The 15,417-nt window shown below is 58.6% G+C and carries 9 protein-coding genes; 4 read left to right on the forward strand and 5 right to left on the reverse strand.

Annotated elements, in window-relative coordinates:
- From AC1DS5_RS24345 to AC1DS5_RS24365, 5 genes are all read right to left on the reverse strand, one after another.
- The coding region (locus tag AC1DS5_RS24345) for a beta strand repeat-containing protein (protein WP_477720817.1) at positions 1-2,752 on the reverse strand (2,752 nt) is incomplete at its 3' end.
- Between the two features lie 85 nt (positions 2,753-2,837).
- Positions 2,838-6,941, reverse strand: coding sequence for a LamG-like jellyroll fold domain-containing protein (locus AC1DS5_RS24350; RefSeq protein WP_477720818.1), 4,104 nt, complete (start codon positions 6,939-6,941; stop codon positions 2,838-2,840).
- Between the two features lie 177 nt (positions 6,942-7,118).
- Entirely contained in the window at positions 7,119-7,307 is a 189-nt protein-coding gene (locus AC1DS5_RS24355) for a hypothetical protein (RefSeq protein ID WP_477720819.1), read from the reverse strand.
- A gap of 49 nt (positions 7,308-7,356) precedes the next feature.
- Positions 7,357-9,411, reverse strand: coding sequence for a hypothetical protein (locus AC1DS5_RS24360; RefSeq protein WP_477720820.1), 2,055 nt, complete (start codon positions 9,409-9,411; stop codon positions 7,357-7,359).
- 530 nt (positions 9,412-9,941) lie between these two features.
- The gene (locus AC1DS5_RS24365) at positions 9,942-10,385 is read right to left on the reverse strand and encodes an RHS repeat domain-containing protein (protein ID WP_477720821.1); all 444 of its coding nucleotides are present in this window, start codon (positions 10,383-10,385) and stop codon (positions 9,942-9,944) included.
- Positions 10,386-11,063: 678 nt separating this feature from the next.
- On the opposite strand from AC1DS5_RS24365, the gene gspG reads away from it, so the two are divergent.
- Genes gspG through AC1DS5_RS24385 form a run of 4 tightly spaced genes read left to right on the forward strand, consistent with a single transcriptional unit; the run spans position 11,064 to position 15,412 of the window.
- Positions 11,064-11,498: a type II secretion system major pseudopilin GspG gene (gene gspG / locus AC1DS5_RS24370; RefSeq protein WP_477720841.1), complete on the forward strand. Its 435-nt coding sequence runs from the start codon at positions 11,064-11,066 to the stop codon at positions 11,496-11,498.
- A gap of 33 nt (positions 11,499-11,531) precedes the next feature.
- On the forward strand, positions 11,532-12,752 hold the full coding sequence (locus AC1DS5_RS24375; RefSeq protein ID WP_477720822.1) for a type II secretion system F family protein: 1,221 nt from the start codon (positions 11,532-11,534) through the stop codon (positions 12,750-12,752).
- A 49-nt stretch (positions 12,753-12,801) separates the two neighbouring features.
- Entirely contained in the window at positions 12,802-14,541 is a 1,740-nt protein-coding gene (locus tag AC1DS5_RS24380) for a GspE/PulE family protein (RefSeq protein WP_477720823.1), read from the forward strand.
- 1 nt (position 14,542) lies between these two features.
- Positions 14,543-15,412 (forward strand): hypothetical protein, encoded by an 870-nt coding sequence (locus tag AC1DS5_RS24385; RefSeq protein ID WP_477720824.1) that lies wholly within the window; start codon positions 14,543-14,545, stop codon positions 15,410-15,412.
- Positions 15,413-15,417 lie beyond the last annotated feature (5 nt).

Below are 15,417 nucleotides of genomic sequence, written 5' to 3' on the forward strand. Positions count from 1 at the left end.
CGCTGAGGGCGCTGACGGCGCCCTGGGCGTCGTAGCTGTAGTTCACGCGTGAGCCGCCCGGGTAGGTGATGGCCGTCAGCTTGTCCAGTGCGCTGCCGCTGTCGCCCCAGGCGTAGCCGATGGTGAAGCTCTTGCCGCTGATGACGACCGTCTTGGCTGTCAGGCGGCCCAGGGCGTCGTGGCTGTAGCTGGTCTGGCCGCTCTCATCGGTGATCTTGGTGAGCTCACCTTTTTCTTGCGGGGTGGGGCTGGCGCCGCCGTCGTATTCGAGGGTGGTGGCGCTGCCCGTGGGGTAAGTGATGGCAGTCAGACGGTCCAGGCTGTCGTAGCTGTACTGGGTTTGCTTGCCGCGGGCGTCCAGGCTGGTGAGCAGGTTGCCCTTGGCGTCATAGCTGTACTGGCTGGCGCCCGTGTCCGGGCTGCTCTGGGCGGTGACCTTGCCCAGGCCGTTGGGGCTGTAGGTCGTGCTGAGGTTGCGCGGGTCGGCCACGCTGGTCAGGCCGTCGGCCAGGTTGTAGCCGAACTGGGTGACGGTGGGCGTGGCAGAGCCGGTGTTGGGCGGCTGCTGGGTCTGGATGGGCCGGCCCAGGCTGTCGTAGTAGGTGTAGCTGGCCTGGCCGTTGGGGTCTACCACGGTGTTGATGCGCCCCATGGCGTCGTAGCCGTATTGCCAGGTCATGCCGCTGCGCGGGTTGATGCTCAGGGCCACGGCGCTGGAGTTGCTGGCGCTGTTGTTGATGTCGCCGCTGTAGGCCGCCGTCAGGCTGTGGCTGCCTTGCCCCAGGCTGTTCAGGCTGAAGGTGGCGGCGCCGCCGCTGACGCTGGCGCTGCCCAGCGTGGTGGCGCCCTCCATGAAGGTCACGGTGCCGCTGGGGCTGTAGCCGGTGATGCGGGCGGTCAGGGTGACGTTTTGCCCCACGGTGGCGGGGTTGGGCGTGACGCTCAGGGTGGTGCTGGCGGCCGAGAGGTTGACGCCCTGCGCCACGACGGCGGACGTGCTGCCGGCGTTGTTGGTGTCGCCCGCATAGACGGCGCTGAGGTTGTGGCTGCCGCCGGTGAGCTTGTTGCTGCTGAAGCTGGCGACGCCGGCCGCCAGGGTGCCGGTGCCGATCGAGGTGGCGCCGTCCATGAAGGTGACGGTGCCGCCGGGGCTGCTGCCCGTCACGCTGGCCGTGAGCGTGATGCTCTGGCCCACGTTGGAGGGGTTCAGGCTGGAGCTCAGCGCGGTGCTGGTGGCGGTCTTGTTGATGGTCTGGCTCAACGCGGCGGAGGTGCTGGTGTTGTTGTTGGCGTCTCCCGCATAGACGGCGGTCAGGCTGTGCACGCCTCCGGTGAGCGTGCTGCTGCTGAAGCTGGCGACGCCAGCCGCCAGGGTGCCGGTGCCCAGCGTGGTGGCGCCGTCCTTGAAGGTGACCGTGCCGCTGGGGCTGTTGCCGGTGACCGTAGCCGTCCAGGTGACGCTCTGGCCGTAGGTGCTTGGGTTGGCGCTGGAGGCCAGGGTGGCGCTGGTGGCGACCTTGTTGACGGTCTGGGTCAGCACGGCCGAGGTGCTGGTGTTGTTGTTGGCATCACCTGCATAAACGACGGTCAGGCTGTGGCTGCCCACCGTCAGGGTGTTACTGGCATAGGTGGCGGTGCGGCTGTTGCCGCTGCCGCCCAGGGTGCCGGTGCCCAGCACGATGGCGCCGTCCTTAAAGCTGACATCACCCGTGGGGCTGTTGCCGGTGACTGTGGCGGTCCAGGTGACGCTCTGGGCGTAGGCCGAGGGGTTGGCGCTGGAAGTCATCGCGCTGGTGCTGGTGACCTTGTTGACGGTCTGGGTCAGCACGGCCGAGGTGCTGGTGTTGTTGTTGGCATCACCTGCATAAACGACGGTCAGGCTGTGGCTGCCCACCGTCAGGGTGTTACTGGCATAGGTGGCGGTGCGGCTGTTGCCGCTGCCGCCCAGGGTGCCGGTGCCCAGGGTGGTGGCGCCGTCCATGAAGGTGACCGTGCCGGTGGGTGCATTGCCGGTGACGGTGGCGGTCCAGGTGATGCTTTGGGCGTAGGTGGCGGGGTTGGTGCTGGAAGCCAGCGTGGCTGTCGTTGTACCCTGGTTCACTACCTGAGCAAGCGCAGACGAGGTGCTGCCGGCGTTGTTGGCGTCGCCCGCATAGACGGCCGTCAGGCTGTGACTAGCCACGCTCAGTGTTGAGGTAGCGAAGGTGGCCACGCCGGCGCTCAAGGTGCCGGTGCCCAGGGTGGTGGCGCCGTCCATGAAGGTGACCGTGCCGCTGGGGGATTGGCCCGTGACGGTTGCCGTCAGTGTGATGCTCTGGCCGAAGGTCGATGGATTGGCGCTGGAAGCCAGACTGGCCGTGGTCGTGGCCTGGTTGACTACTTGAGCAACCGCAGACGAGGTGCTGCCGGTGTTGTTGGCATCGCCGTCATAGACAGCCGTCAGGCTGTGGCTGGCCACGCTCAGTGTGGATGTGGCGAAGCTGGCCACACCGGCGCTCAGGGTGCCGGTGCCCAGGGTGGTGGCGCCGTCCATGAAGGTGACCGTGCCGCCGGGGTTGTCGCCCGCGACGGTTGCCGTCAGGGTGATGCTCTGGCCGAAGGTCGAGGGGTTGGCACTGGAAGCCAGCGTGGTGCTGCTCGCGGTTTGTGCCAGCGCCGATAGCGCCGGCAGCATGAGGGCGGCAACGCACAAGGTGCGCAGCAGCCGGATGGCCGGCCCGAAGTTACTCACTAGTCCCTGAAGCTTGTTCATGTTGTACCCCTCCCGGGTGGTTGCCTCACCGCTTTTGTGGTTTGCGGTGTTTGTTGGATCTGTTATTGGTTTTGTTGCCCGGCGCCTACTGGGCGGCGCCGCTGACCTGCTGGAGCCGGTTCAGCGCATCAAACGAGCGGCTGATGCTGCGCTGCAGGGCTCCGGTGGGGTCGCGCACTTCCTCTGCGATGCGGTTGCCTACGTTGTCCAGGGTGTAGCTGATGGCGTTGCCGCGGGCGTCGGTCACGCCCACCAATCTGTGCGCCGCGTCGTAGCTGTAGCCCAGGGTGGTGCCGTCGGGCTGGCTGACCTGGGTGAGCTGGCCGACGCTGTCGTAGGTGTAGCTGGTGGTGCGCCCAACGCCCCCTGGCGCGGTGGTGGTGACGCTGGCCACCCAGCCGCGTGGGGTGTACGTGGTGTCGGTCACCACGCCCTTGGCATCGATCATCTGCCGCACCCGGCCCGCCCGGTCGTACTGCGTGAACTGGGTCACGTGACCGGCCGCGTTCGTGATGCTTTGCAGGTCGCCTACGCTGTGGCCTATGTCCGCGATGTTAAGAACCAGACCGTTATTCAGAAATTCCTGCGTGGGCGGGGTGAAGTTGGCGGTGTAACGGGCCTTGCCCTTGGTGATACGGAATTCATCGATGTAGCCGTTCAAGGCCCGGTCGACACCGATTTGCCCGCCAATGACGCGGCTCACTCCTGTGTTGGTGTACAGCGGGCTCGTCCCCAGCGCTGTCGTGACGGTGTATTTGACGCCGTTGACAAAGGCAAAGATGGAACCGCCGCTGCGCGTGATCGCCAGGTGGTACCACTGCCCATTGGTCAGGTTGGCAACGACAGGCAAGGATTGTGTCCAGCTCGTTCCGTTGGTGGACACATAGACGCCAAAGTTGCCATTGGGGTCAATGTAGACGGCCACGCCGTCATAGTAGTCCCCATTGGAATTCCAGATTCGGCTGCCATTGGTGTTGTTGGCGTTCTTGTACACGAACGTTTCAATGGTGAATTCACCTGCACCAAAAGCAAAATCAGCGTTATACGGAATGGACAGATAGTCGCCAACGCCATCAAACGCAATCGATGACCCGCCAAACTTGCTTTGCGCGGTGCTGATCCTGGCGTTGCCGCTCGGCGTCACCGTCCGGTGATAAGGACTGTCGTCAACAATTGAGGTGGCGCCATCCACACCGTTGCCGTGCAACAGGAATGGCACCATGTCGATGTCCGGGTCGTATGAGCCCGGCGGATTGCCACTGAAGGCGGTGTCGCTGTAGTACGCATAACCGGTGGTTCGGTTGTTGGCGTCCACACTGGTCAAGACTCGGCCGGATGCGTCGTAGGTGAAAGTACTCGTAGCCGTAGGGGCAGAAGGATCGGAAGTCGTATAGCCGGCATATGCTGCCGCCGGGGGCGTAAAGCTTGCGGTGTAACGAATCACACCTTGAGTAATGCGGAATTCATCGATATAACCGCTGAAGTTGTAAGGAATCCATCCATAGTCGGCGGAGCCAACATAAATGTTGGTCGTCAGCGCACTGCTGATCTGGTATGTCGTGGTCACAGACGGCAACATCACGCCATTAAGGAAAAAAGTATATGTTTTCCCCTGCTTGGTAATTGCAACGTGGTTGAACGCGCCGGCAGCAGATGCGGCTGCGGTAAAACCTGGCGTACCCGTACCAACACCCCAACCAACCCACGCACCACCAGAAAAAGCCTGGATAGACAAACCGGTCAAAACGCCCGACGAGTAAGAGGTAAGAAGTGTTCCGCCTCCTCCGCTAAACCGGTTACCAAAAATCGCCGCCGCACTCGTAGTAGGGTTGGCTGTCAAAGCAAAGAACTCAGTCGTCCAGTCGCTTTGCCAGAATGTATTCCCCGAGATGTTCGCGACGGTAAGCATCGGATAATTACTGCTGCCAAAAAGCAGCGAAGAACCACCGAACACACTTTGCACCGTACTAATTTTTGCGCTGCCGCCCACTGTTACCGTTTTAGGTGCAGGACTGCTATCAACAACTGCTGTTGAGTTGTTGTATCCATCTCCATGCAGCAATACCGTTACGGAGTTGATGTAAGGATCGACTGGCGCTGGAGGGACCGCCAGCACTTCAGCAGTTGCTTGCGAAACTTGCTTGCATACCAACGGCATGGGCTTACCGTTGGGTAAGTTGGCGGCGGTTGTACAACTGGCCGTCGAAAAGTTGAACGGATCAACCTGGCCGTTGTACACCAAGGTAGAAGTCAGACCCGGCTGGGTAACTCGGGCAGGCAGCCGCCAGTCCGGGTGCCACGATGTACTGGTCTTTCGAGCACCCACAGGAAGCGTGGCACCAGTAGGTGTCACTGTTGAGCAAGTCACCGTATTGGCAAGGCCCTCAACTCGAACAATCTCCCGATTGCTGCTGTCGTAGGCATAGCACGTGCGCTGCCCCTGAAAGTTGTCCTGCGAGAGCACGTTCCCCACCGCGTCATATACCGTGGCATTGTTGGTTTCGGCACAGCCGGATCCCGCTGGCTGCGTTTGCCCGCTCATGACCGGCATGCCATTGATACTGGCGATGCTCAAGCTACTGGAAGTCCCATTAGGTAAAGTGATAGTCACTCCCTGGGGCTCCACCCATTTATGCTCACGTGTAATCACGCTGCCAACACGATTCTCGGTAACACTTAAGAATGGTGGTGTTCCATAGCTCGCGCTATAACTGTTCACGCCACCCGATAGTTCAGTTCCGATAGCGCGGCCCTGTGAATCATAGGTGTAACCTGAAAGGCGTGAATTATTCTCATCAACGATACCTGTCACCGCCCAAACAAGATCGCTACGCTCGTACAAATAATTGCGAACCTTGCCATCAGGCCAATTGATTTGAGACAAATTGTTGTTCGCATCGTACCCAAAAGTGATAACACGTCCCTCTGGCGTGGTTAGCCGCTTGATTCGCGCAGAAATTCCGCTGCTTGATGGCTGGTCGTATTGAAACTGAACGTTGCGACCCTGGTTGTCGCTTATGCCGATTAAGAGACCGATAGATGGGGCAATGTTGATTGGCGTTGTCGAAGTACTGTATGTGTAGTTAATACTACCGCCATCCACATATGTAATGCTTAATAAATCGCCCTTCCAGCCGGTTAGCTGGTTGTACATGTCGTAAAGTTCGATGTTGCCTTTCGGATCGATGATTCGAACTTGGCTCGTTTGATTTCCCTGCCCATCCAGTACAGGAACCATTTGATCAATGACACTGGAGTTGCTTGGCGTATACACCGTCACACTGGGGTGATTGAATGTCTCAAACTGCCCGTCGCCACGATAAGCTTGAACGGAGTATCCAATGCTGGATGTTCCATTTCGCTGGATATACAAAGATTTGTGAACGGTAGATGCCCAAGTACTTCCGAACGAAGCCGCTGGGGAAGCGGCGACAGCTGCCACACCATTAATAATGGTAGGAGATGCCACATAGGGAACATTCTTGCGGCTGTCAAAAACAATACCAAGCGACTCCCTACCAACTGAAATGCCAAGATCTTCTTTTAGAATCTTGGCACCTACTAGGGGAGCGATCGGCTTTCCAAACCGGGCTTCACAGATAAGACTGTTTTTGGAGCTTGCGTTGTACCAGTGATCGTATACGGCCACACAAGCATTCAAGGATGGCGACCAATTTAGTCCATTGTTGCAATAGCATTGACCGTTGGACCCTGCGGATACCAAGTTCGCATTCAAAGAATCTCCACACCCGGCGTTTAACAACCCTCCAGTCCAAGGGCCAGAGGCCAGCAACACACCGTCACTCCGGACTTGTTTGTATGTCCCGGTAACAGAAATCGGTACAAATTGACCACCAACATTGGAATCCGGAACGGGAAGAACTGGCATGCATGAACCCGGATCAAAGGTCATCGTTGACTGCGCGTTCGAGTGAGCGGCAGCGTAGTAAGCGCACGCTTGATTTGCGACGGGAATTAACCCCGCACTATCAACGTCATAGGCATAGTAGATGTTGCCCATGCCGTCTAACATCTGGACGACAGATGCACTGTGCTGAGATTCTGGTTTACATGTTTGGTAAGTGCCGCACAGGGTCGTGGCCATCAAAGAGAAGGACCACAAGCTCATGAAACCAGCCAAGAACGCCAGGCTTGCAGCCTTGAGAATTTTCTTCCAAATCGCGATCACGAATTTTTTCCTGATTCAAGACGGTCTGCTGGCAATTGCTGCGCCGGACCATTGGTGACTATTTGTATGAGTTGGCTTTGTCCGGTGATCCGGACTACGCCTCCACGCGGATTTGGCCTGCTTGAACAGGGGTCCCGGCAGACGGGCCTTAAGGCGTTCATGGGCACCCGTGCTCACTCACAAAACCACGGTAGTGATGCGGAAATCGCTGAGCTGACATCCACCGCGCGATAAACATCCCTTCACTGCTACTGCTCCGTTCACGCGACGCACACTCTCCTTGAACATCGACACCCCGGCTTGCGCTGAAGCGTGACAGCTGAGGTTCGCATCCGAAGCGCCGGAAATTCCCTGAAAAATACTCATGCTGCGGCTTTCTGTGGTGGAGGCCCACCGTCTACAAAATTCATTTGAATCATTGCGCCGCCCCGCTGACCTGCTGGAGCCGGTTCAGGGCATCAAAGGAGCGGCTGATGGAGCGCTGCAGGGCGCCGGTGGGGTCGCGCACTTCTTCGGCGATGCGGTTGCCCACGTTGTCCAGGGTGTAGCTGACGGCGTTGCCGCGAGCGTCGGTCACACCCACCAATCTGTGCGCCGCGTCGTAGCCGTAGCTCAGGCTGGTGCCGTCGGGCTGGTTGACCTGGGTGAGCTGGCCGACGCCGTCGTAGGTGTAGCTGGTGGTGCGCCCAACGCCGCCTGGCGCGGTGGTGGTGACGCTGGCCACCCAGCCACGCGGCGTGTACACGGTGTCGGTCACCACGCCCTTGGCATCGACCATCTGCCGCACCCGGCCCGCCCGGTCGTACTGCGTGAACTGGGTCACGTGACCTGCCGCGTTGGTGATGCTTTGCAGGTCGCCTACGCTGTGGCCTATGGCATTGGGCTCTACACCCGTGAAACTTGTGCCGCCGTAGTACGCATAGGTCATCGCGCGGTTCAGTGGATCGGTACTGGCGAGCGTTCGCCCTAAGGCGTCATAAGTGAAACTCGATATGCGTTGCGCCACGCTGGCATCGATGGGTGCCGTCAGGCCAAGGCCGCCATCAACGTCCGTCGTGGCCTGCACCACCTGTTTGCACAGCATGGCTATAGGTTTGCCGTCCGGAGTCTTTGCAGCTGAGGGCGCGCAGCTGGCAACCGCATTGCCGTTGAACGGGTCGGGCTGGCCGTTGTAGATGCTCGTGGTGAGACTCAAGGGCTGTGCTTCTTTGGTCACCAGGCGCCAGTCAGGGTGCCACTGCGTGCTCACCTTGCGGCTGCCCTGTGGCAAGCTGGCATTGGCTATGAGCACGGTTGAACAGTTCGCCGTGTTGGTCAGGCCTGCGACTGCCACCGTGGGCAGGTTTCGGACCAGATCGTTAGTAAAGCAGCTGCGTTGTCCCGTGAAGTCGTCTTTGCTGGCGATGTTGCCTTTGACGTCGTAGGTCATCGTGCTGGTCGATGCGGCGCAGCCTGAACCGGCAGGCTGGCTCATGGCGGTGAGTGCCGGCATGCCAAACTGACTTTGGACACCTATGTCCACGCTGGTGCCATTGGGGGTAGTCAGCACCGTGCTTGTTGGAATCTGCCAAGTTCTGGTCCGACTGAGTACATTGGTGCCGACGTCATAGGCGTCAACCACCGATACCGAAGGTGCTTGGCCATAGCTCACGCTGAAGCGATCCACACCTCCAGAATGCTCTGTGGAGATGGCACGGCCCTGGCTATCGTAGCCAAATGTTGAGTAGCGGGTATTGTTCTCGTCGACCACCCCGGTCAGAGCCCAGGGGAAGCTGGCGTTTTCGTAGAGAAACTGGCGTATCTTGTCGTCTTGCCAGGTCAGCGATGACAGGTTGCCTGTGGCGTCGTAAGCCGCAGTGATAGTCCGACTTGTGGCGTCAGTTATTTTAGTGACGTGCTGGTCCGTACTGAGGGCGCCTGCGCTAGCGTAGTCGAACCGGATGATCCTGCCGTCGCTATCCTGAATAGATGTCAACAAACTCCCCGATGCATAGGCAAAGCTCAACACTTTGCCCTGGGCGGTGGTCAGACTGGTGAGCTGGCCTGTGGCGTTATAAAGCTCTTGGGTTCCGCTGGAAATATCTGTAAATCGATAGCCTCCCGTGATGGAGGTCAGGGTTTCGTTTCGGTTGGCGCCGGCGCTAAACACGCCGCCGCCTGTGCCAGTAAAGCTGAGGACGCGGCCGTCTCCGCGCGACAGGAGTGCAGTCTTGAGGTTTGGCGCTAGGTTGAGTTTGCGGTGCAGGTTGGTGAACCAGAGTTCGCCGAAGGAGGCCGCATGGCTGTACGCTGAGGAGATGGAGCCAGGCGCCTTGGAGACGCTGTCGTAAGTCAGGCTCAAGGCGATGCCGCCAATTTCGACTCCAGTGGCTACCTGCTCTACCTTGCTGCCCGTTAACGGGTAGATGGGGTTGCCAAAGCTGGGGTTGGGGTCTGCCGACCTCGGGCAGGCCAGGGGCAGCAGAGGCACTTGGGTGAGGTTGCTCTCTTCGCGGGATACGCACGATGGACTATTCGGCGACTGTGTGTAGCCCTCGCTTTCGTTGCAGGTGCAGCTTGTGCCTGTGAGCGTGCTGTTGGCAGGGCAGCTGTATTGAGCGGGATAGGGCGCCGCAGGTTGCCCCTCGATAGTAAGATAGGACCAGTTGTAATTGACGGTGTCCCCGGGATATGGGAAATACTTGTATTCGCACGCTGCGTAATTCTGATTCGTGGCACCGTAATAACCACGTAACTCGACCACAAGTTTGCCGGGATTAAGCGTGGCTAAAGTCTTGCCTACGCCGTAGTTGCAAGCCGCAAAAATACCAATAGTGAAAACCGTCTGTTGCGGATTGACCGCACGATTCTTGTACGCATAGCAGTTTGCGGTGCACGCCGGAGTCGCCACAGTAGCAGAAAATGAGGCCCATGCCCTCAGTGGAAAGCCAGTCAGAAGCGCCAGCAGTGAGGCGATACACAGCCATGCTGCGAACGCCTTGCTGATGCGACTGCTTCTTTTTAATTCGACCAATTGGCTGCTCCCGTAATTTGTTGCAAGCGGTTCAGGGCATCAAAGGAGCGGCTGATGCTGCGCTGCAGGGCGCCAGTGGGGTCGCGCACTTCCTCCGCGATGCGGTTGTCCACGTTGTCCAGGGTGTAGCTGACGGCGTTGCCGCGGGCGTCGGTCACGCCCACCAATCTGTGCGCCGCGTCGTAGCTGTAGCTCAGGCTGGTGCCGTCGGGCTGGCTGACCTGGGTGAGCTGGCCGACGCCGTCGTAGCTGTAGCTGGTGGTGCGCCCCGCTCCTCCAGGTGCGGTGGTCGTGACGCTGGCCACCCAGCCGCGCGGCGTGTATGCGGTGCCAGTCGCCACGCCTTTGGCATCGATCAACCGCGCCCAGAATAAAGACCGCAGTCGACTCACCCGCATCGTGCCCGATGCAAGCGGAAGTGATAAGCGCATTGATTTCTCCCCGCCCCATTTTTTTATCTCGCCGAGTTAGGCGAATGTGCGTCGCAGTCTAGCGGTGGGGTGCGGTTCTGTCGCCCTCTATTTGGAGGGCAGTGTCGCGTCGGAGCCACTGCAGCAAGCTCCGCGCTCGGGACTACCGCATCGAGCGGCTATGCGGAGGGCCAAGACCACCGCCGAACGAACGGCTTAGCTGCCTACATTCCCGGCTTACCACTAAGCCCACAGGTCCAACTCAGCATCGACTACAAACCCAGTCCCTGGCGGAAACAACCCCCTGCACCTCAACAACCAGCGTGCATAGCGGAAAAAGAACACTAAAGAGGTATCGCTTAATAAAAGGCCCCCCAGTTAGAGGATGTCAGTCTTTCGCCATTCAAGTACAGTCCTACGCATTCATCACCGCGCAAATAATGCGCAATTGATTTGGCGACAATGGTGCGGAGACTAGGAACAGAACTTGCTGACCTCTTGGTCGGAATCAGGGAATTGACGAAGTCGTCGTTTTATCGAAAAAAAAAGAGATTCATGAGCGATATAAAAACCGACGAGCAGGCAACGAATCGTGCAACTATTGAAACCCCCACCAGCGCAGGCATCGATAAAGAACTGACCCCGCAGGCGACGCGGATCCAAGAGAGCCACTACCGCCGCCGTGCCAGGCCCACTTACTTGAAGTGTGGTGACCGCAACCGTTTACTCGGCGGTTTTACTCTGCTCGAATTGCTGGTAGTGATCGTCATCATCGGGCTGCTCACCGGCTTGGTAGCGCCACGGTTTTTCGATACGGTTGCGAAGTCCAAAGTCAAAGTAGCACGCGCCCAAATGGACGCCCTCGAAAAAGCCTTGGATCAATACCGACTGGAAGTTGGCGGCTTCCCCACCCCTGAGCAGGGCCTGGAAGCGCTCATCTCGCAGCCACCAGGCGTACCCAGATGGCAGGGTCCCTATCTCAAGAAGGGGGTGCCCCTGGATCCCTGGGGACACGCCTATATTTACAAGCTGTCTGAATTGCAACGCGACGTGGATCTCATTTCGCTGGGCTCCGACGGGCAACCCGGCGGCAGCGGTGATGCCAAAGACATTGCGCTGTCGTCACCCGAATGACCGCCGCTCATTTACCTGCACCGCCTGGCATCGATGAGCGCTACCGCTTTTAACGTCGTTGTCATGGACCCTCGGGGCCGCGTTTCGACGCAGCAAGTCGAGGCCACGAGTGTCGAGCAAGTCCATCAAATGGTCAGTGGCCGCGGCCAGGTCGTTCTCCAGTGCGAGGTGGTAAAAGCCGTCGGCGCTCCCCTGTTCGGGAATGCTCGAAGGCTCTTTGCCGCGAAAGCGGCGACGATTGACACGGTCGCTTTTTCGCAAGACCTGGCCACCCTCATGGAGGCCGGCGTGACGGTGAAGGAAGCCATTAATGCCCTGACGCGCAGGGAAACCGCCCCCTCGCGCCGCCATATCCTTAACCAGCTCAACATAGCGGTATCCGAGGGGTTTTCCTTCTCTGTCGCGTTGGAGCGTACCCAGGTGTTTCCGGAGTTGTTGGTCGCCACCGTGGCGGCCAGCGAACAAACGGGCGACCTGGCAACGGGCCTGTCACGCTACGCCAAACATCAGCAAAGCCTGCGCACCGTGCGTGACCGGGTCATCGGCGCATGCGTTTACCCTTTGCTCCTGTTGGCTGTCGGGTCGCTGGTCGTTGTCCTGCTGCTGGGGGTCGTCGTTCCCCGCTTTGCAACGCTCATCGAAAGCAATGGCCGAGAACTTCCCTTCCTGTCAAAGCTGTTGATGGCTTGGGGGCAATTTGTCGACGCTCACCCTCTCATACCCATGCTCATGTTGGTGGCCATGAGCGGAGCCGCTGCAACCCTGGTGATGCAGTGGAAAAAACCCGAAGTACGCAAAAAAATGCTGGAGAAGATACCTGGCGTTTCCAAGGTGGTACGTGAGTTCCAGCATCTTCAGATGTACAGAACCACAGCCATCCTGACCTCCCGCGGCATCGCTATACACAAAGCACTTCTGCACAGCATGGAACTGCTCAGTCCCACCGACCGCCTGCGGTTACGAACGGCACTCGATCAGATGCGGGAGGGTGTCGCCATCAGCAGTGCGCTTTCGAATTCTGGATTATCTGATGTCGTGGCGACCAGCATGCTCAACGTTGCAGAGCGCACCGGGGCGTTGTCCGAAATGCTCGACCGGATTGCCGATTTTTATGAGAGAACCCTGCAGAGAAACATCGACATTGTCAGTCGATTGATCGAGCCTATGCTGATGATCATCTTTGGCATCCTCATCGGAGGCATCGTGATTCTCATGTATCTGCCAATCTTTGATTTGGCCTCAAGCATTTCATGATCTGTGTTGACATGCGCGCGTTGACACCGTGAGTTCCCCTCTATTGCCCATGACCTTCACTCTGATCGATACCCACCCCGCAGCCGAACAACGCGGCGTGCGACCTCATGCCTCCATTCTGGCGCAGGCCTTGGGTGGGGTGACGGCCGGCCAGCGCGTGTCATGGCTGGCGAATCATCTTGCCATCCCCGAAGACGAGGCACTCGAGATCTGGGCAGCGCATTTCTTGATGCGGCCCATGACCCGACAGGAACTCGACCGGGTGCAGCCCGACTTCGATCAGGCCGCTTTCGCAGAATGCCAAAAGCGTGGCTGTATCGTTGGCACATTCAAAGAAGACGACGGACAAAGCGCCCTGCTGTTTATTATTCATGATCCAAGCGACCTTGACACGCAACAATGGTTTGAGGCGCTGCTAGAAAAACGCGCCCCCACCCACTTGGTGCGTGTGCTCGTCAGAGAAGAGGACTTTGTGCGCTGCCTGTCAGGTGCCGAACAGAACCTGCGAGCGATGGATACCGTCCATATCGAGGACTCTGCTGTCGACGAGCTGGAATCATCCAGCACCTTGCTGCTGTCGATGGCCAACATCGAGTCCACCGCCAATCCCACGGTTCGCTTGGTTGATTCGACGCTCTATGACGCCCTGAAGCTGGGCGCATCAGACATTCACTTCGAAGTGCAGCACCGCGCACTGCACATCAAGTATCGCCTCGACGGAGTCCTTCAATCCATCAAGCGCATCGAAAGCCTGGACACAGCCCATCAAGTCGTCTCGCGAATCAAGGTGCTGTCGGATTTAGACATTTCGGAGCGGCGCATCCCGCAGGACGGACGATTTCGCGTGACGCTTGATCGGCGTGAAATCGACTTTCGCGTATCGATCATGCCCAACATTGCCGGCGAGGACGCCGTGCTTCGCATTTTGGACCGCAAGCACCTGACTGGGCAATTCGAATCTTTGACACTGGATACCTTGAGTTTTGAGGACGACGTCAAGGCCTTTATTCGCCGGGTGTCCTACCTTCCCTACGGACTCTTGCTTGTGACGGGGCCGACAGGTAGCGGCAAGACCACCACACTGTACGCCGCCATCTCGGAAATCAACACGGGGCTGGACAAGATCGTCACGATTGAAGACCCTATTGAGTACCAGTTATCTGGCGTCTTGCAGATCCCAGTGAACGAAAAGAAGGGGCTGACTTTCGCCAAAGGCTTGCGCTCTATCTTGCGCCACGACCCAGACAAGATCATGGTCGGAGAAATCCGTGACAGCGAAACCGCGCAAATCGCCGTTCAGGCAGCCTTGACGGGTCACCAAGTTTTCACCACGGTACATGCCAACAACGTCTTTGATGTGATTGGGCGTTTTTCGAACATGGGGGTCGACAGTTACAGCCTGGTGGCAGCACTCACGGGCATCATGGCGCAGCGCCTGGTAAGAACCGTCTGCCAGCATTGCGCCCAGCCAATTGATGCGAATCACGAAGACCTGATAAAAATCTCCGACTCACTAAAAGCAAAGGCTCTCAAGGAGGTCAACTTGAAGAAGGCCCAAGGTTGTGAGCATTGCCGGTGGACGGGTTACAAGGGGCGTGCGGCGATTGCGGAAACGCTGCCGATAGACGACGAAATGAAGGACCTTCTCGTTCAACATGCGCCGATCTCGACGCTCAAACGGCTGGCGCGAGAAAAGGGCTTCGAAAGCTTGCGTGAATCGGCAATTTCGTTGGCGTTTCGCGGCTTGACCACCATCGACGAAATCAATCGCGTGACACCCATTCAGTGATATGAAACGAACCCTTGTATTGACGCTCACGGGTGAGCAGGTAACCCTGGAAGTACTCAAACCAGCTGCGGCTCCCAGACTTCGCGGCTTTCGGGGGGCATTTCTCCGCTTGCGCAGGCTCGCATCACCCCGCACCACGCTCGAGCGCGTCGCGCGCGTGGAGCATTTTGCGCAGATCACACCGGATTCATTGCCCAGCGCGCTCGAGCACGTCTGGGCCCTTTTGAGAAATACCTATAGCACCCATAGCGCTTCAGCCGGTGGAAGTGGATTTGAGGTCCACCTCGGGCTCGCCCATACCCGACTTGGACTACTATTTCTCGCGAATACCGGCGCAAAATCCCTCACGTCCAACGCATTGGATGCTTACACAAAGGCATGGGTTCGGCAGATGTGGGATATCGATCCAACGACCCAAGTCATCACATGGCAGGCACTCGATGACAAGAAGAGACTGCTGATTTCCTGTGTTGATCGCCAGGTGTTTGATGGCTTGACTGCGTTTTCGCATCAACACAAGCTGCAATTTGTTAGTTGCAAACCCGCGCTTCTAACCGCATTGAGGAAATACGACGGCGAACAAAAAACCGCAGCCTCCAATGTTTCAGAAACTGGTGCGACGACACTGGTCTGGACTGAGGCTTCAAGCATCGCAACACGTTCAAGCGTCGTGCAACTGCTGCGCTATGAAGGCGCCCACCTCCAGGCGCTTTGGCGTGGCTGGTTAACCCCGCCCATCGCCGCAGACGATCCCGACGACGTTCTGGACGGCGCCATTCGACGTTTCCTGGTCAGCAACAACGCACAGCCAGGGGACACTCTGCGCCATCACCATTGGCCTGCCCTTACCCCTGGGTCCTCAGCTTCTTGAGCCTA

The sequence above is a fragment of the Polaromonas sp. P4_H1 genome (genome assembly GCF_056400945.1).